Genomic DNA, 18164 nt, shown 5'->3' on the forward strand with positions numbered 1-18164 from the left:
GGTTGCCCTGGGACTTGTCGTGGCGTACGTGGTCCTTCTTCTGGTCGCATTCCTCGGCGGGTCGACCGTCGCGGCGCCGGCGCTTCCGCGCGCGGCGGACGATGCGGTCGGACCCACATCGACGGCACCGGCGGCCCCGACGGCTCGCGCGACCTTCATGGCGCCCACACGCCTGTGAATTCGGGACGCGGCGCCGCCCGTGCCATCGGAGTCGGGGCGCACTGGTTCCTCATGATGGCACTGGTGCTGACGCTCGGACTGGCACTGGCCGTGCAGGGGTACATGAGCCACCTGTCCGGGATTGGCGAGCCCGTCCCTACGGCGGAAGCCAGGGCCGGGAGCGTCCCCCGGGCAGTCTTGGAGGGCGGACCCGTGGTGGATCCCCGCGGAAGCGGAGTTCGCACCGCGGACGCGTCCGCCGGCGACGTCGCGTTGACGTTCGATGACGGACCGGATCCCTTGTGGACGCCCCGAATCCTCGACGTGCTGCGCGAACACGGGACCCACGCGACCTTCTTCGTGACGGGTACCGCGGCAATCCAGCACCCGGATCTGGTGCGACGCATGGCCGCCGAGGGGCATGAAATCGGCATTCAGACGCTGACGCACACCGATCTCGCGGGGTCTCCGCTCTGGAGGAGCCAACTCGAGATCCGGGGTGCCCAGAAGGTGGTTGCGGGGATCACGGGCAGCTCGCCGTCCCTGCTGCGGCCCCCGTATGTCTCCGACAACGCGTCCGTCACCGACGGCCAATGGTCCGCCATGCAGACGGCCGGGGACGAGGGGTACCTCACCGTCCTCAGCACGATCGACAGCGGGGACTGGCTGAGCCCCGGTCCGACGGCGATCGCCGACCAGATCACGGACTCCGGCAAAGGGGGACAGGTGGTCCTCCTGCACGACGGAGGCGGTCACAGGTCCCAGACCGTCGCCGCGCTCTCTTCGGTGCTGGCGGGACAACAGGAGTCGGGCCAACGCTTCACGACTGTTGGCGACTCGATCGGAGTTGAGAGCGAGGGGCCGGCGCCGTTAGGGGACACCCTGGCCGGAAAGGCCCTTCTCTGGGGCGTTTGGTTCACCGATGTGGTGGTCACGGCCATCGCGTGGGCACTGGTCGTGGCGGGAGTGGTGACACTCGTGCGTGTCCTGCTCGTGGTCGGTGTTGCGGCCCGGCACAGCCGCGCCGTGCGGCACAACCGCGAAACCGAGATAGAGCGCGGCTGGTTCGAGCTGCCGCTTCGCGCCGAGGTGTTGGAACCGGTCACCGTGATCGTCCCCGCCTACATCGAGGCGGCGGGCATCGAGGCCGCGGTCAGGTCCATCGCCGCCTCGACGCATCCGGTGGAGATCATCGTCGTGGACGACGGATCCACCGACGGCACGGCCGGCGCCGTCGCCGATCTCCATTTGCCCGGCGTCCGTGTCATCCGGAAAGAGAACGGTGGCAAACCGTCCGCCTTGAACGCCGGCCTGGCCGCGGCCAGTTACGACCTCGTGGTCATGGTCGACGGCGACACCGTCTTCGAACCCGACACCGTCCACGTCCTGGTCCAGCGCTTCGCCGATCCGCGGGTGGGCGCGATCTCGGGAAACACCAAGGTCGCGAACCGGGGCGGCATCCTCGGCGCCTGGCAGCACATCGAATACGTCGTCGGCTTCAACCTCGACCGCCGCCTCTTCGATGTCGCCGAATGCATGCCGACCGTTCCCGGGGCGATCGGGGCCTTCCGCCGCGAAGCCCTGACCGGCGTCGGCGGGGTGAGCGCCGACACCCTCGCCGAGGACACCGACCTCACCATGGCGCTGTGCCGCTCCGGTTGGCGGGTGGTGTACGAGGACGCCGCACGGGCCTGGACGGAGGCGCCTGCCAGCATCGGCGCCCTTTGGAAACAACGCTACCGCTGGTGCTACGGCACCCTGCAGGCCATGTGGAAGCATCGTGGCGCCGTGTTGCAGCGCGGCGCGTCCGGCAAGCTGGGCAGGAGGGGCCTCGGGTACCTGCTGGTGCTTCAGGTGCTGCTTCCGTTGTTCGCTCCCGTTGTCGACGTCTTCGCCATCTACGGTCTGGTTTTCCTGGATCCGCTCCGGATTGCCGCCCTGTGGATCGGATTCCTCCTGGTCCAGTTCGCCATGGCGGCCTATGCGTTCCGGCTTGACCGCGAGCCGCTTCGGCCGTTGTGGACGCTCCCGCTCCAGCAATTCGTCTACCGGCAACTCATGTACCTCGTGGTGATCCAGTCGGTGGTCACCGCGCTGGCCGGGGTCCGGCTGCGGTGGCACCGGATGGAGAGGTACGGCAGCCTCCGCGTCCCGGCCGGCGAAGGCTAGCGCGCGTCCAACAGCATGTTGGTGATGCGCGCGGTGCACACGCGCTTGCCGTTCGTTTCGGTGATGACGATCTCGTGGGTGGTGATGGTCCGTCCCAAGTGGATCGGCGTGCAGACGCCCGTCACCAAGCCGGAGATGCCCGGCCTGTGGTGGGTCGCGGAGATGTCGACGCCGACCGGCCGCCTGTCGTCGCCGCCGTGCAGGGCGGCGGCGAAGGAACCCAGCGTCTCCGCCAAGGCAACGCTGGCACCGCCATGCAGGATCCCCGCCACCTGCTGGTTGCCCTCGATCGGCATGGTGGCGACGACGCGCCCGACGGCGAGTTCGGTGAACACGATCCCGAGCTTCTGAACCAGCGTTCCGACACCGTACGCCGCGAACCGAGCGTGTATCTCCGCCGGCACCCCATGCGCCGCGAGCTGGCTTTCAAAGGGGTTGGCCGGGGCAGGGTGCACGCCTGTGAAATTGTCCGTCATGGCAACTAGGCTGGCACCCGTGAGCCAATCAACCAAAACCGAGGACCCCCGCGCGCAACGCCTCCTTGTCATCGATGGTCATTCCATGGCCTTCCGGGCCTTCTACGCCCTCCCCGCCGAGAACTTCGCGACGGACACGGGCCAGCACACCAACGCGGTCTATGGTTTCGTTTCGATGCTCATCCGGATGATCCAAGACCAGTCCCCGACGCACGTCGGAGTGGCCTTCGACCTGGATACCCCCACGTTCCGCTCCGAGCAGTACACGGAGTACAAAGCGGGCCGGAACAAGACCCCCGAGGAGTTCCACGGGCAGATCGACCTCATCCAGAAGGTGATGGAGGCGATGAACATCCCGACCATCACGTCCGACGGGTACGAGGCGGACGACATCATCGCGACGCTGGCCCGGCGCGGGGAAACCGCCGGGTGGGAGGTCGTCGTCGTCTCGGGCGACCGGGACGCCTTCCAGCTCATCACCGAGAAGACCACGGTGCTCTACCCGAAGAAGGGCGTTTCGGACATACCGCCCATGGACGGCGACGCCGTCGAGGCCAAGTACTTCGTCCGTCCGGAACGCTACTCGGACCTGGCCGCGCTGGTGGGGGAGACCGCGGACAACCTGCCGGGCGTTCCCGGAGTCGGGCCCAAGACCGCCGCCAAGTGGATCAACCAATACGGCGGTCTCGAGGGCATCATCGAGAACCTCGCGGACATCAAGGGCAAGGCGGGGGAGTCGCTGCGGGAGCACCTCGAGAACGTCAAGCGCAACCGCCGCCTCAACCACCTCCTGCGCGAACTGGACCTGCCCGTCACGCTGGAGGCCCTGGAACTCGACCGCCCCAACCGGGAGGCCATCGAGGAGCTCTTCGACGCGCTGCAGTTCAACACGCTGCGCAAGCGCCTCTTCGACCTGTTTGGCGAAGACGAGGCGGAGCACGAGGACGAGGCCGAGGTGCCGGAACCGACGATGCTGGACACCCCCAAGGCGGTCGACTCGTGGTTCTCCCGCAACGGCGCCCACACCCTCGGCGTCCATCTGGCGACCGTGGCCACGACGCCGGGCGGCGCCGACGCCGTCGGAATCGCCTTCGCCTCCGACGACGCCACGGCGTACGCCGACTTGGAGCTAGCGGACGCCGAAACGGAGTCGGCCCTGGCCAGGGTGCTGTCGTCCGACGACTACAAGAAGGCACTCCACGATTTCAAGGCCGGGTACAAGCTACTCTTCGAGCGCGGGATCGAACTCAACGGGGTCGTGGACGACACCATGATTTCCGCGTACTTGATTCAACCCGACCGACGCAGCCACGATCTCGCGGACATCGCCCAGTACCACCTGCGGATCGCACTCGATGCCACCCAGCCCGCCGACAGCGGCCAGCTCTCGCTCGAATTGGGGGATTCGGGGGCGGCTTTGCCCGCCGCACGCGCCGCACACGTGATCCGCACGCTGAGCGTCTACCTCGCGGGCCAGGTGCTGGAGCGGGGAGCCGCCACGCTGTTGGGCGACATGGAGTTGCCGCTGTCGTCCGTGCTGGCGCACATGGAGCGCACGGGGATCGCCATCGACACCGGCAAGCTGGACGACCTGCTGGCGGATTTCACCACGACCATCGACAGTGCCACGGCCGCGGCCTACGAGGCCATCGGGCATGAGGTGAACCTGGGTTCCCCGAAGCAGCTCCAGGTGGTGCTCTTCGAGGAGCTGGACCTTCCCAAGACGAAGAAGATCAAGACGGGCTACACGACGGACGCGGATTCCCTCGCGGACCTGCTGGCCAAGACCCAACACGGGTTCCTCGCGGCCCTCATGGCATACCGCGACGCCTCCAAGCTGCGACAGACCGTCGAGGGCCTGCGCAGGGCAGTGGCCGAAGACGGACGGATCCACACCACGTACGCCCAGACGGTGGCGGCCACCGGCCGGCTGTCCTCCCTGAACCCGAACCTGCAGAACATCCCCGTCCGCAGCGAGGCCGGACGGCGCATCCGCGAGGTGTTCGTCGTCGGGGACGGCTTCGAGACGCTCCTGACAGCCGACTACTCGCAGATCGAGATGCGCATCATGGCGCACCTCTCGGGGGACGAGGCGCTGATCCAGGCCTTCCGGGAGGGCGAGGACCTGCACCGGTTCGTCGGCGCGCAGGTCTTCGGCGTCGATCCAGGGGACGTGAGCGGCGAGATGCGCTCCAAGGTCAAGGCCATGTCGTACGGTCTGGCCTACGGGCTCAGTTCCTTCGGTCTCTCCAAGCAGCTGAACATCCCCGTCGACGAGGCCCGGATGCTGATGAAGAACTACTTCACGCGTTTCGGAGCCGTGCGCGACTACCTGCGCTCCGTCGTCGACCAGGCGCGGATCGATGGATTCACCTCAACCATCGAGGGGCGTCGCCGCTACCTTCCCGACTTGTCGAGTGACAACCGGCAACTCCGCGACATGGCCGAGCGCGCAGCCCTCAATGCCCCCATCCAGGGGTCCGCCGCGGACATCATCAAGCGGGCCATGCTGGGCGTGGAGGCGGGGTTGCGCGAGGGTGACATGAAATCGCGCATGCTGCTGCAGGTCCACGACGAACTTGTGCTGGAGGTCGCCCACGGCGAACTCGATGCCGTGGGTGCGATGGTGCGCGAGCGCATGGGGGCCGCCGCCAGCTTGTCCGTCCCGTTGGACGTGTCCGTCGGAATCGGCGCAGACTGGCACCAGGCCGGCCACTAACTCGAAGGAGATCGGCATGAGGATCGAGCGTTTTCCGCCTGGCGTTGACGGCGACAAGCCCGACGCCCGAACGCTTGGATGGTTCGGGGCCGTCGATTTCGGCTTCCTCGATTCAGGCATGGAACCCGCGCACACCGCGGCATTTGCGCGCTCCTACATCCAAGACGGTCGAACGCTGTGGGGAGCCTACGACGACGAGACGCGTCCCGGCGTCTGGGACCCCAGTGTCCCGGTCGCGACCTACGCCACCCTCGCCAACGACCTGAATGTGGGCGGCGGGCGCATGCTGCCCACGCATCAGATCACGGCCGTGACGGTCAGGGCCACGCACCGCAGGCGGGGCATTCTGCGCCGGATGATGACGGAGGATCTCCGCTGGGCGGCCGCCAACGGCCGCGCGATGGCCGCGCTGACCGCCTCCGAGGCCACGATCTACGGCCGTTTCGGGTTCGGCGCGGCCACCTTCGCCCGCGAGGTGGAGGTGGATGTCCGCGAGCGGTTCGGACTCCGCGCCCACGCCACGGGGACCGTCGAGGTCGCCGAGCCCGGGACCCTCCGCGAACTCGCACCCGAGGTCTTCTCCCGATTCCACGCCCGGACCACCGGCTCCGTGGGACGCCAGAGCGCCTACGCCATGAGGGTGTCCGGAACGTGGGGCCGCGACAAGCCGGAGCTGGACCGGGGGTTGCGCGCGGCCGTGCACTACGCGGATGGGGGCGCCGCCGACGGCTACGTCAGCTACCGTTTCGCCGGCTGGGACAAGGAGCCGCGCACGCTGGAGGTCGCCGACCTCGTCGCCGCGACCGACGATGCCTACCGGGAACTCTGGCGGTACCTGGCCTCTGTGGACCTGGTGGAGCGCGTCGTGTTCAGCGCGGCGGCGGAGGACGATCCGCTGCCATGGTCCATGGCGGACAGCCGCGGATATGCCGTGAAGGGGGCGGAGGACGTGCTGTGGCTGCGGGTGCTGGATCCGGTCGCCGCCCTGGCGGCGCGCGCCTGGCCGACGGACGGCACCTGCGCGCTGGAGGTTCTCGACCCGCTCGATATCGCCTCGGGACGGATTCGTGTCGCCGCCGAAGGTGGCCGGGCCACCGTGGAACGGCTGGACGCGGACGCGCCCGTCGACGCCGTGGTTCCCGTCGACGTGCTCGGCTCGCTGTTTCTGGGCGGTGTCTCCGCCGCGACCCTCGCCGCCGCGGGACGGCTTCCCGGCGCCTCGGAGGCGTCCGTGGAACTGATCGACCGCATGTTCGCAATGGGCGCGCCGCCGTACTGCATCACACATTTCTAGTGCCGGTTCGAGTGGCGGGCGCCGGGAACGACCGCCGTCGGGCGAACTCCCGCGACGGCGACCGGTGTCCTTTGACCGCCGTTGCCGTAAGCGGCTAGACTGGTCGGGCATGTCCTGCGCGCTGTCGCGCGCGGAAATCGTGCGTTGAATCCAATATTTCGGAATATGCCGGGACTTCCGGCTGCCCGACCCATCAGAGACTATCCACATCGGAGCCCCTACTACATGACCATCACCTCCAACGAGAAGACTGGTACCCCGCAGGTCGCCATCAACGACATCGGTACCGCTGAAGACTTCCTCGCAGCCGTCGACGCCACCATCAAGTACTTCAACGATGGGGACCTCGTCGAGGGCGTCGTCGTCAAGGTCGACCGCGATGAAGTTCTGCTCGACATCGGTTACAAGACCGAGGGTGTCATTCCTTCCCGCGAGCTTTCCATCAAGCACGACGTCGACCCGGGCGAAGTCGTCGCCGTCGGTGACAACGTCGAGGCTCTCGTCCTCACCAAGGAGGACAAGGAAGGCCGCCTGATCCTCTCCAAGAAGCGCGCTCAGTACGAGCGAGCCTGGGGCGACATCGAAAAGATCAAGGAAGAGGACGGCGTCGTCACCGGCACCGTCATCGAGGTGGTCAAGGGCGGCCTCATCCTCGACATCGGCCTGCGCGGCTTCCTGCCCGCGTCCCTCGTCGAGATGCGCCGCGTGCGCGATCTGGCCCCGTACATCGGCCAGCAGATCGAAGCGAAGATCATCGAGCTGGACAAGAACCGCAACAACGTGGTCCTTTCCCGCCGCGCATGGCTCGAGCAGACCCAGTCCGAGGTTCGCTCCACGTTCCTCAACAAGTTGGAAAAGGGCCAGGTCCGTCCCGGCGTCGTTTCCTCCATCGTCAACTTCGGTGCCTTCGTGGACCTGGGCGGCGTCGACGGCCTGGTGCACGTTTCCGAGCTGTCCTGGAAGCACATCGACCACCCGAACGAGGTTGTCGAGGTCGGCCAGGAAGTCACAGTCGAGGTTCTCGAGGTGGACCTGGACCGCGAGCGCGTCTCGCTGTCCCTCAAGGCGACGCAGGAGGATCCGTGGCAGACCTTCGCCCGCACGCACGCACTGGGCCAGGTTGTCCCGGGTAAGGTCACCAAGCTGGTTCCGTTCGGCGCGTTCGTCCGCGTCGAGGACGGCATCGAGGGCCTCGTGCACATCTCGGAGCTGGCCGTGCGCCACGTCGAGCTGGCCGAGCAGGTTGTCTCCGTGGGCGACGAGCTGTTCGTCAAGGTCATCGACATCGACCTCGAGCGCCGCCGCATCAGCCTGTCGCTGAAGCAGGCCAACGACGGTGTCGATCCCGAGGGTTCCGAATTCGATCCGGCTCTCTACGGCATGGCCGCGGAGTACGACGAAGAGGGCAACTACAAGTACCCCGAGGGCTTCGATCCGGAGACCAACGAGTGGCTCGAGGGCTTCGAGTCCCAGCGCGCCGTTTGGGAGCAGCAGTACGCCGACGCCCAGACCCGCTGGGAAGCGCACAAGAAGCAGGTCGCGCAGCACGCCGCCGAGGACGTTGCGGCCACCGAGGGTGGCGGCGAGTCCGCTTCGACCAGCTACTCCTCCGAGGTTCCGGCCGAGGACGCCGGCACGCTGGCTTCCGACGAGGCTCTCGCCGCACTGCGCGAGAAGCTCACCGGCGCCTAGGCAGTCCGCGTCAGACGGCGCCCGCGCCGACTGACGTAACACGAATGAGGGCCCCCACGCCGAAAGGCGAGGGGGCCCTCGTTCGTTGCCGGCAGATCGTCGGGGGAGACGCGGTGGAGCGGCTAGGCCTGCGGCCGCGTGGAAACCGTGACCGTGAACTTGGGGTTCCGGGCTACTTGCCGCGTGGGGCCGACGAGTCTCTGCAGGTGCGGGCGGTAGGCCAGGGGAGAATTCCACACGCACCAGAGTTCGCCGCCGGGGGCCAGCACCCGGCCGGCTTCGGCGATCAGCTTCAGAGCGATCCCCGCATGGACCGTGTTCCCCATGTGGAAGGGCGGATTCAGCACGACCAGCTGTTCGGAGCCGTCCGCCAGCGCCGACAGCCCGTCGTCGCGCACCGCCTCGACCCGGTTCGAGACGCCGTTTGCCGCCGCCGTCGCCGCGGTGGAGGCGACCGCCGAGGCCGACTGGTCGCAGGCCAGCACCCGCAGGTCGGGCCGGGCAAGGGCCAGATAGCCGGCGATGGTGCCGTTCCCGCAGCCCAGGTCCACGGCCCGTTGCGCGGGTCGGGCACCCGCAAGCAGGGGAAGCAGCAATCGCGTGCCCGGATCGAGCTTGGCGCCGCCGAAGGTGGCCGCAAAGGCGCACAGCGTCAGCGGCGCGGGCAGCCCGACGTCGTGGGCCGATGTCAGCGGGAAGCGGTCGGCGGGACGTTCGGTGGCGGGCCGGGGCGACGCGGCGGTGAGCACCCGGGCCTTCTGCCGGGCAAGCCCTGCCGAAACGGACGCGAAATGCCGTCCGAGCACGTCGTTCATCGCGCGGGTCATGTGCTTGACCCGGCCTCCGGCGAGCAGCACGACGCCGGGGTCCGCGTGGGCGGCAACCATCCCGGCGAACTCCTCGAGGGCGTCCAGCGAGCGCGGCAGCTGAAGGACGACGAGCGTGGCTCCGGCAAGCAGTGCCGGACCCAGCGCCTCTTGGCGGTACGCATCGGCGGGCAGCCCGGGCAGCAGCCGGTCCGCGTTCGCCGCGAGTGCGCGGACCCCGGAGAGCCCGTCCTGGTGGACGCGCAAACCGTGTGCGCCCAGTGCGGCGGCGCCCAATACCAGCGCGCCGTAGTGGTCGTTGAGGACCACGACCTTTCCCGGGGCTGCCAGCCGCCCGGTTTCGGCGGCGGTGTGCAGCAGCAGGCGGTCCGCCGCGTCGTGCGCCTGTAGGTTTTCGGCCTCGGCGTCGGGCCAGCGGCGCAGCGCCGTGAAAACAAGGCCGGCAGGCATCGGATCATTCACCGCAGGTCCACCCAGTCGGTTCCCAGTTGCACGGCCCGTCCCGAACCGGCGGTCAGCGTCGCGAGCCGCTCGTTGAATCCAGCCAGAACGGCGGCGTCGTCGGGCAGCGCGATGCGCAGGGTCACCCCGGAGGGTCCGTAGTCGGTGCCCAGGACCGTGGTGCCGGCGGCTCGGAGTTCGTTTTCAAGCCGGCCGGCGTCGGCGTGGTGCGCGTCGATGCCGTAGCTGCACATCCGCTGGCGGCGCAGCAGGACGGCGCCGTCCAGCGCCGCGGAGACCGATTCGGAATAGGCGCGGACCAGACCGCCTGCGCCGAGCAGGACCCCGCCGAAGTAGCGGACCACGACGGCGACGGTGTCGGAGAGCCCGGCGGTGTCCGGAGCCGTTTCGCGCTTGGCGAGTGCGTCGAGCATCGGGACGCCGGCGGTGCCGGATGGCTCGCCGTCGTCGTTGCTGCGCATGGCCATGCGGTCGGGACCCAGTATGTACGCGCTGCAGTGGTGGCGGGCGTCGAAGTGGGTCTTGCGGAGTTCGGCGACCACATCCCGGGCCGCGTCCTCGGTCTCCACGCGGCGCAGGTGGGTGACGAACCGGGACCGCTTGACCACGATTTCGTGCACGTGGTCGCCCTCGACCGTTGTGTACGCCGTCGCACGGCTTTCAGTGGCAGTCACTGCTCAAGCCTAGCGGCGGCGGAAGGCCCATTGTTCGCCGGTGGAGGTGGTGCGAGAATGGCGCGTGGGGGGATCGTGGGGAGACACGGATCGTGCTGAAGTTGAATTTGCTGGGCGAACAGCGCCTCACCGATGCCGGAGCCGAAGTGGGTGTCGGCAAAGCCCGTGCCCTGGACCTCCTTGCCTACTTGGTGCTGCACCCCGGCATGCTCGTTTCGCGGCAGGTGCTGGCCGGAACCTTCTGGCCCGATTCCGCGGATGCGCAGGCGCTGACGAACCTTCGGCGCGAACTCCACAACCTGCGTTGCCTGCTGGGCGGGTCCGGGCGCCTCGAGACGGCGAACGGCGCCATCGGATGGGTTCCCGACACGGGCGTGCGCATCGATGTGGAGCTTTTCACCGGCGAGGGGGCCGCGGCTCGGAACGCCGCGGCTCGGAACGCCGCGGGACGGGGCGACGTCAGGGGATTCCTACGGCATGCTGACGCCGCCCTGTCCAGCTACCGCGGGGAACTGATGCCTGGGAACTATGCGGACTGGGTGGGTCCGCTTCGCGAATCGCTGCAGGGCGAATACTCGGGACTCTGCTCGGAGGCGACGGCGGCTTGGCTGAGGCTGGGACAGGCGGAACGGGCGCTGGGGCCGGCGCGACGGGGAGTGCAGGTCGCACCCCTTTCCGAAAGCGGGTACCGCGACCTGATCGGGGTCCAGTTGGCGCTCGGAGAGCCAGCGGCAGCCATGCACACGTTCCACGGCTGTTGCCAGATGCTCGAGGGGGAATTGGGCGTGGGCCCGGGGGAGGAGACCCGGGCCCTGGTGTCCGGACTCTCCGGGGAACACGGGCGCACTTCGCGGCGGGAACGACTGCAGGATCCCATCGGCAGGGCCCGGGAGATGGCGACACTACGCGCCGCCTGGGACGCCGCTGCTTCCGGACACGGTGCCGTGATGCTCCTGACGGGAGGCCCGGGAGTCGGGAAGACGCATCTGGCCGAGAGCCTCGCGGCCGGTGCAGCCGCGCGTGGAGCCCTCGTCGCGAGGGCGCGGTGCTTCGACGGCGGAGGGATGATCCCGCTGGCGCCGTTCGCCGCGTGGCTGCACACCAGCGGGTTTGCCGCGGTGCTGCGGGATCTCCCTCCCCGCATCCAACGCAACGTGAGCCGGCTTCTGCCAGGTGTTGGAGGCGGCACGGCGGCGCTCCCCTCCGCGGCCGCGGACGGTGAGCGCGCCATGGTCGATGCGTGGCAGCGCTTCGGCTACTTCGAGTCGCTGGCCCGCGGCATCGGGGCCGCGGGCAGGCCCACCTTGCTCGTGCTGGACGACCTGCAGTGGTGCGACAGCGAAACCGCCGCGCTGATCCACTTCCTCCTTGCGGGGGAGTACGCGCCGGGGTTGATGCTGGTCGCCACGATGCGCACGGGCGGTTCCCTCCCCGGCGGGGCCGTTGCCGGCATGCTGGCCTCGCTGCGGACCAGTGGCTGCCTCCACGAGATTCCCCTGGAACCATTCGGCGAAGCGGATACCGCCGCCCTCGCCGGCGCCCTGCGCGGAGGCCCCCTGAACGACGGTCAGGCGCGAATGCTCAGGGCGGCGACGGGAGGTTATCCGCTGTTCATCGTCCAGACCGCCCGCATTCTCCCGGAGGAAGCCGACGGATCTCCACATAAGCTTGGCGCGGTGCTCGGGAACAGGATATCCGGATTGGATCCCGAGGCCAGGGCAGTGGCCGGGCTGGTGGCGGCCAACGGACGGGAAATCGGCATGGGCTTGCTCAATGCCGCAACCGATCTCCCGGCGGGCGAGCTGGTGGCGGCCGTGGACGAACTGTGGCGCCTCGGCATCCTGGTTCCCGTGGGCCACGGTTACTACTTTGCGCACCAATTGCTGGCGGACGCCGCCTACCGGCCGTTGACCCCCGCGCAACGGTGGCTCCTGCACACCCGGCTGGCCGCGTCCCTCGAGGCGTTGCACGCCGAGGACCTGGATGCCGTGGCGGCCCTGCTCGCCGAACAGCATGCCCTGGCCTCCAACCCGGCCAGGGCGCTGCACTTCCGGATGCGTGCCGGAGCGGCGGCGGCCGGCGTGTTCGCTAACGCAACGGCGCTGGAAAGCTACCGACAGGCGCTGGACATCGTCGCGGGCTTGGATCCCGGAGCCGGCCGCGATGCGGCGGAGCTGGACGCGAGGCGCCCCATGTCTCCGCCGCTGACCGCCCTTCACGGGTACTCCTGCGCGGAGCTGCTGGAGAACCTGGAACGATCGGTCGTCCTGGCCGAGCGGTTGGGGCGCCCACGCGTGGTCGTGGCGAGTCTCATCGGCCTGTTCTGCGGGCGGCATGTTCAGGGACGTATCGAACAGTCCTACGCGATCGGCCTACGCGCCCTGGAAATCACCGCGGACGACGCCGACCTGGCGGCCCAGGCGCACTTTGCGGTGGCAGGGGCCGCCCTTGCACTGGGGCGGCCCGGCGAGGCGATCGAACACTTCGCCGCCTGCTACACAACGGTAACGCCCGGGTACTCCACGATCCTGGGAACGCGCATCGAGATCCACGCGCGGGCCTGGGCCTCGCACGCGCACTGGCTTGCCGGAGATCGGGACGGGGCGCGGCTCCTGGCCTCCGAGGCCCTTAACCGCTCGGCAGCGGCCGAACATCCCTACACCCGGGCCGTGGCACTGGCGTACGTTGCGCTATTGCGCCAACTGTCGGCCGACGCGGAGGGGCTCGGCGAGGTGGTGGACGAGTTGCTCGGGCTGTGTCGCCGCTACGACATCGCCTACTACGGACAGTGGGCGGAGATCTTCGCCGGATGGAGCACCGGGGGAGCCTCCGGCGCGCGGCGGATCCGCACAGCGATGCTGGCCCTGGAGCACCAGGATGCCGTGGTGCGAATGACGTACTGGCACTCGCTGTTGGCCGACGTCCTCGTGCGCGACCACCAACCCGTGGCGGCGCTCGCCGAAGTCGATGCGGCGCTCGAGGCGGTCCGATCGCGCCAGGAAAACTGGTGGGCGGGGCATCTCAGGGAGCAACGCGAACGGTTGGCCCGAACGGCCGAACGCTCCGCGAACGCCCGGCATCCTATCGTGGGGACCATCAACCCACCACGCCCACCAGGGAGTACGCCATGAGCCTCTCAACACCGACGGCCGCCACCGCGCATGCGGACTTCGACGAACTCGCCGCGCAGTTGCGCGGAAGCCTGACCCGACCATCGGACGCGGGCTATGACGCGGCGCGCGCCGTGTACAACGCGATGATCGACAAGCGCCCCGCGGCCATCGCCAGGGTCGCCGATGCGGCCGACGTCGTCGCTTGCGTCAATTTTGGGCGCACGCATGAGCTGACCGTCGCCGTCCGTGGAGGCGGGCACAACGCCGGTGGACTGGGAATCGCCGACGACGCGCTGGTCATCGACTTGGGCGGTCTCCGCGGCACCACCCTCGACCTGGCGGCCCACACCGTGCGCGTCGACGGCGGCGCCACCTGGGGCGACGTGGACCACGCCACGGTGCCCTTCGGGGTGGCGACGCCCAGCGGATTCATCGCCTCCACCGGCGTCGGCGGGTTGACGCTCGGAGGCGGTATCGGCTACCTGGCGCGCCGCTTCGGGCTCACCGTGGACAACCTGCTCTCCGCGGACGTGGTGCTCGCCGACGGTTCGCTGGTCAGGGCAGACGCGGACCGGCATCCCGATCTGTTCTGGGCCCTGCGCGGCGGGGGAGGGAACTTCGGCGTCGCCACGTCCTTCGTTTTCCGCACCCATGACATCGGTGAGCACGGGTTGATCATTGGGGGACCCGTGCTCTACGACCTGGCCGACACCAGCGAGGTCATGGCCTGGTACAGGGAACTGCTCCCCACCTTGCCGGCAGAGCTGTCCGGCTGGATCGGCATCATGGCGATTCCGCCGGCCGCGCCGTTCCCCGAGGAACTGTGGGGCAGGAAATCCTGTGGCATCGTCTGGTGCTACACCGGCGCCCACGAGCGCGCGGGCGAGGTGCTGGGACAGGTGCGGGAGTTCGGCAATCCCCTGCTGGTCGGCCTGCAGGAAATGCCTTTCAATGTGCTGCAACAGGCCTTCGACGGGCTGTATCCCGCTGGGATGCAATGGTATTGGCGTGCCGACTTCGTCGCCGAGATCTCCGACGCGGCCATTGGGATCCATGCCAGGCATGGGGCTGCGCTGCCCACCGGACACTCCACCATGCACCTGTACCCGATCGACGGGGCAGCGGCCCGGGTGGGGACCGGCGACACCGCCTTCGCCTACCGGCAAGGGGGCTGGGCCGGAGTCATTGTGGGGGTCGACCCCGATCCGGCGAAGGCGGAGCTCATCAGCGACTGGGCGCGCTCCTATTCCGAGGAGCTCCACCCCACCACCGCGGGGGGAGCCTACGTCAACTTCCTCATGGACGAGGGACAGGACAGGGTCCGAGCGGCATACCGGGGCAACTACGAGAGGCTGGCCCGCATCAAGGCCATCTACGACCCCGCCAACCTGTTCCACGTCAACCAGAACATCCCCCCGGCCGAAGGCGCCCGATAGGGTGGGGGAATGCTCAATGTTGGACTGACCGGCGGGATCGCCGCCGGAAAATCGGCCGTCGCGTCGCGGCTTGTCGAACTCGGAGCCGTCCTCATCGACGCCGACGCGATCGCCCGCGAGGTGGTCGCGCCGGGGACGGAGGGACTGGCCGCCGTGGTCGAGGCGTTCGGTGACGGCGTGCTCGGGACCGACGGCGCGCTGGATCGGCCCGCGCTCGGTGCGCTGGTCTTCGCCGACGAACCGGCTCGGCTGAAGCTCAACGGGATCGTGCACCCGCTGGTCCGTGCGGAGGCGGCCCGCCGGCGTGCGGCGGCCGCACCCGGAGCCGTCGTGGTCCAGGACATCCCCCTGCTGGTGGAGACCGGGCAGGCCGGAAACTTCGATCTGGTCGTAACAGTCCAGGCGCCGGAGCCCGAACGGATCCGCCGCATGGTTCAGGACCGCGGCATGGCCCGGAGCGAGGCCGAATCCCGCGTATCCGCCCAGGCCACGGACGCCGAACGCGCGGCCGCGTCCGACGTCGTGCTGGAGAACTCGGGAACCCTCGGCGACCTGCTGGCGTCCGTGGACCGCCTCTGGAATGAACGGATACTGCCGGCGGCGGCCGTGCGCGCCCCGGGGAAGCCCGGGGCCGGACCGTGACGCCGCGCGCGTCCGATCCGACGCCGGGTTTCGAATTCGGGGACGGCATGCGCTGGGTGCGGCGGACCTTCTCGGCCATGGCGGCTTGCCTGCTGGTCGCCCTCGTGCTGTGGCTCGCGGTCGGGGGGCGCGCTGAGTTCACCACGTCCTCCGCTCCGTGGACGTGGCGCGTGCTGGTCCCCGGTTGGCTGGCCGGACTCGGAATGGTGCTGGCCGTCGGCGGGGGAGTGTTGTTCGCGCGCGAGTTGGCGGGTTCCATTCTCGGCCGATTAAGCCATCGGCGGTAGTGGCGCAATGCGTCCGGGGCCGGGCGTAGCCTTGTCCCATGAGTCTTGCCCAGCAAATCAACCGCGTCGTGGCGCCGTTCGAGGTGGTCAGTGATTTCCAGCCCGCAGGGGACCAGCCGCAGGCCATCGGCGAGCTGACCGAACGGATCAAGGGCGGTGAGAAGGACGTCGTGCTGCTGGGTGCCACCGGCACGGGAAAGAGCGCGACGACGGCGTGGCTCGTCGAAAAGGTGCAGCGTCCCACGCTGGTCATGGTGCAGAACAAGACCTTGGCGGCGCAGCTGGCCAACGAGTTCCGCGAGCTGCTGCCCAACAACGCGGTCGAGTACTTCGTTTCCTATTACGACTACTACCAGCCCGAGGCCTACGTCCCGCAGACGGACACGTTCATCGAGAAGGACTCCTCGATCAACGAGGAGGTGGAGCGGCTGCGGCACTCGGCCACCAACGCGCTGCTGACCCGGCGCGACGTCGTTGTGGTCGCCACAGTGTCCTGCATCTACGGCCTCGGCACTCCCGAGGAATACGTGGCGGGGATGGTGACGCTGCGCCGGGGCATGGAATTGAACCGCGACGACCTCCTGCGGAAGTTTGTGTCCATGCAGTACGCGCGCAACGACGTGGACTTCCACCGGGGAACCTTCCGCGTGCGCGGCGACACCGTCGAGATCATCCCGATGTACGAGGAGCAGGCGCTGCGCGTCGAGTTCTTCGGGGACGAAATCGAAAAGATCTTCACGCTCGATCCGCTGACGGGCGAGATCATCCGGGAGGAGACGGAGATGTACGTCTTCCCGGCCAGCCACTACGTCGCCGGGCCCGAGCGCATGAACCGGGCCATCACCGACATCGAGGACGAGCTGCGGGTGCGTCTGGAGGAACTGGAGTCGCAGAACAAACTGGTCGAGGCGCAGCGCCTGCGGATGCGCACCACCTACGACCTCGAGATGATGCAGCAGATGGGCTTCTGCAACGGGATCGAGAACTACTCCCGGCACATCGACGGACGCGGACCCGGCACGGCGCCGCACTGCCTGATCGACTACTTCCCGGACGACTTCCTGCTCGTTGTCGACGAGTCGCACGTGACCATCCCGCAGATTGGCGCGATGTACGAAGGCGACATGTCCCGCAAGCGCACGCTGGTGGAGCACGGGTTCCGCCTCCCGTCCGCCATGGACAACCGTCCGTTGAAGTGGGACGAGTTCCTCGAACGCATCGGCCAGACCGTGTACCTCTCGGCGACGCCGGGCAAGTACGAGCTCGGAAAGGCCGACGGGACGGTCCAGCAGATCATCCGCCCGACCGGCCTGATCGACCCCGAAATCGTCGTCAAACCGACGAAGGGCCAGATAGACGATCTCCTGGACGAGATCCGCGAACGGACCGAGAAGAACGAGCGAGTGCTCGTCACCACGCTGACCAAGCGTATGGCGGAGGACCTCACGGGCTACCTCACGGAGCACGGGGTCAAGGTCGAATACCTGCACTCCGATGTCGACACACTGCGCCGCGTCGAGCTGCTTCGCGAACTTCGGTTGGGCGTCTTCGACGTGCTGGTCGGCATCAACCTGCTGCGCGAGGGGTTGGACCTGCCGGAGGTTTCCCTGGTGTCGATCCTGGACGCGGACAAGGAGGGCTTCCTCCGCTCGGGGACCTCGCTGATCCAGACGATCGGCCGCGCGGCCCGCAACGTGTCCGGCCAGGTGCACATGTACGCGGACCGCATCACGGACTCCATGGCGCACGCGATCTCCGAAACCAATCGGCGGCGCGAAATCCAGATGGCATACAACAAGGAAAAGGGCGTGGATCCACAGCCGCTGCGGAAGCGGATTGCGGACATCACGGACCAGATCGCCCGCGAGGACGCCGACACGCAGGAACTGCTGAACAACCAGCGGCTGGCCAAGGGGGCCAAGCGCAGCAAGTCGGCCAAGGACAGGGGCGAGGCTGCCGTCAAGCGGGACGGGCTGGCCGCGGTCCCCGCGGAGGACCTCGTGGACCTGATTACGCAACTCACCGATCAGATGCACGGAGCGGCCGCGGAACTGCAATTCGAGTTGGCAGCGCGTCTGCGCGACGAGGTGGGGGACCTGAAGAAGGAACTGCGCCAGATGAAGAACGCCGGGCACGCGTAGGTCCTGCCCTGCGATAGACTGTTCCGAGCGTAGGGGAGTATCCCGAACACTGTGGACGTCAGCACGCGGGGCA

The 18164-nt window shown here is 68.4% G+C and carries 12 protein-coding genes; 9 read left to right on the forward strand and 3 right to left on the reverse strand.

Going from position 1 to position 18164, the window contains the following annotated elements; translation table 11 throughout:
- Positions 1 to 174 precede the first annotated feature (174 nt).
- Positions 175 to 2328, forward strand: coding sequence for a bifunctional polysaccharide deacetylase/glycosyltransferase family 2 protein (locus tag AC0QSG_RS01935; protein ID WP_475376477.1), 2154 nt, complete (start codon positions 175 to 177; stop codon positions 2326 to 2328).
- Here AC0QSG_RS01935 and AC0QSG_RS01940 read toward each other — a convergent pair.
- Positions 2325 to 2804, reverse strand: coding sequence for a hotdog fold thioesterase (locus AC0QSG_RS01940; protein ID WP_475376478.1), 480 nt, complete (start codon positions 2802 to 2804; stop codon positions 2325 to 2327). The genes AC0QSG_RS01935 and AC0QSG_RS01940 overlap by 4 nt on opposite strands.
- Positions 2805 to 2889: 85 nt before the next feature.
- Here AC0QSG_RS01940 and polA point away from each other — a divergent pair, with 85 nt between their 5' ends.
- From polA to rpsA, 3 genes are all read left to right on the forward strand, one after another.
- The gene (gene polA / locus AC0QSG_RS01945) at positions 2890 to 5523 is read left to right on the forward strand and encodes a DNA polymerase I (RefSeq protein ID WP_475377261.1); all 2634 of its coding nucleotides are present in this window, start codon (positions 2890 to 2892) and stop codon (positions 5521 to 5523) included.
- Between the two features lie 16 nt (positions 5524 to 5539).
- Positions 5540 to 6817 (forward strand): GNAT family N-acetyltransferase, encoded by a 1278-nt coding sequence (locus tag AC0QSG_RS01950; protein WP_475376479.1) that lies wholly within the window; start codon positions 5540 to 5542, stop codon positions 6815 to 6817.
- A gap of 225 nt (positions 6818 to 7042) precedes the next feature.
- Positions 7043 to 8509: a 30S ribosomal protein S1 gene (rpsA, locus tag AC0QSG_RS01955; RefSeq protein WP_435726030.1), complete on the forward strand. Its 1467-nt coding sequence runs from the start codon at positions 7043 to 7045 to the stop codon at positions 8507 to 8509.
- A 122-nt stretch (positions 8510 to 8631) separates the two neighbouring features.
- On the opposite strand, the gene AC0QSG_RS01960 is transcribed toward rpsA, so the two are convergent.
- Both AC0QSG_RS01960 and AC0QSG_RS01965 read right to left on the reverse strand, forming a co-directional pair.
- Positions 8632 to 9786 carry a class I SAM-dependent methyltransferase gene (locus tag AC0QSG_RS01960; protein ID WP_475376480.1) on the reverse strand — a complete coding sequence of 385 codons (1155 nt, stop codon included), beginning with the start codon at positions 9784 to 9786 and terminating at the stop codon, positions 8632 to 8634.
- Positions 9787 to 9794: 8 nt separating this feature from the next.
- A complete protein-coding gene (locus AC0QSG_RS01965) occupies positions 9795 to 10472 on the reverse strand; it encodes an IMPACT family protein (RefSeq protein WP_475376481.1) in 678 nt (225 codons plus the stop codon).
- 92 nt (positions 10473 to 10564) lie between these two features.
- On the opposite strand from AC0QSG_RS01965, the gene AC0QSG_RS01970 reads away from it, so the two are divergent.
- Genes AC0QSG_RS01970 through uvrB form a run of 5 tightly spaced genes read left to right on the forward strand, consistent with a single transcriptional unit; the run spans position 10565 to position 18091 of the window.
- Positions 10565 to 13603 carry an ATP-binding protein gene (locus AC0QSG_RS01970; RefSeq protein ID WP_475376482.1) on the forward strand — a complete coding sequence of 1013 codons (3039 nt, stop codon included), beginning with the start codon at positions 10565 to 10567 and terminating at the stop codon, positions 13601 to 13603.
- Positions 13600 to 15021, forward strand: a complete 1422-nt coding sequence (locus AC0QSG_RS01975; RefSeq protein ID WP_475376483.1) for an FAD-binding oxidoreductase — start codon at positions 13600 to 13602, stop codon at positions 15019 to 15021. Before AC0QSG_RS01970 ends, AC0QSG_RS01975 begins: the two co-directional genes overlap by 4 nt.
- Positions 15022 to 15030: 9 nt before the next feature.
- The gene (coaE, locus tag AC0QSG_RS01980) at positions 15031 to 15663 is read left to right on the forward strand and encodes a dephospho-CoA kinase (RefSeq protein WP_435726035.1); all 633 of its coding nucleotides are present in this window, start codon (positions 15031 to 15033) and stop codon (positions 15661 to 15663) included.
- On the forward strand, positions 15660 to 15950 hold the full coding sequence (locus AC0QSG_RS01985; RefSeq protein WP_475376484.1) for a hypothetical protein: 291 nt from the start codon (positions 15660 to 15662) through the stop codon (positions 15948 to 15950). Before coaE ends, AC0QSG_RS01985 begins: the two co-directional genes overlap by 4 nt.
- A 38-nt stretch (positions 15951 to 15988) precedes the next feature.
- Complete coding sequence (gene uvrB / locus AC0QSG_RS01990; protein ID WP_435726036.1) at positions 15989 to 18091, forward strand: excinuclease ABC subunit UvrB; 2103 nt, start codon at positions 15989 to 15991, stop codon at positions 18089 to 18091.
- Positions 18092 to 18164 lie beyond the last annotated feature (73 nt).

The organism is Arthrobacter sp. LT660 (assembly GCF_056172845.1).

Coding starts and splice junctions, on each gene's coding strand:
- coaE (WP_435726035.1), top strand. CDS start 15,031: ATGCTCAATGTTGGACTGACCGGCGGGATCGCCGCCGGAAAATCGGCC.
- AC0QSG_RS01940 (WP_475376478.1), bottom strand. CDS start 2,804: ATGACGGACAATTTCACAGGCGTGCACCCTGCCCCGGCCAACCCCTTT.
- AC0QSG_RS01975 (WP_475376483.1), top strand. CDS start 13,600: ATGAGCCTCTCAACACCGACGGCCGCCACCGCGCATGCGGACTTCGAC.
- AC0QSG_RS01960 (WP_475376480.1), bottom strand. CDS start 9,786: ATGCCTGCCGGCCTTGTTTTCACGGCGCTGCGCCGCTGGCCCGACGCC.
- rpsA (WP_435726030.1), top strand. CDS start 7,043: ATGACCATCACCTCCAACGAGAAGACTGGTACCCCGCAGGTCGCCATC.
- polA (WP_475377261.1), top strand. CDS start 2,890: ATGGCCTTCCGGGCCTTCTACGCCCTCCCCGCCGAGAACTTCGCGACG.
- AC0QSG_RS01950 (WP_475376479.1), top strand. CDS start 5,540: ATGAGGATCGAGCGTTTTCCGCCTGGCGTTGACGGCGACAAGCCCGAC.
- uvrB (WP_435726036.1), top strand. CDS start 15,989: ATGAGTCTTGCCCAGCAAATCAACCGCGTCGTGGCGCCGTTCGAGGTG.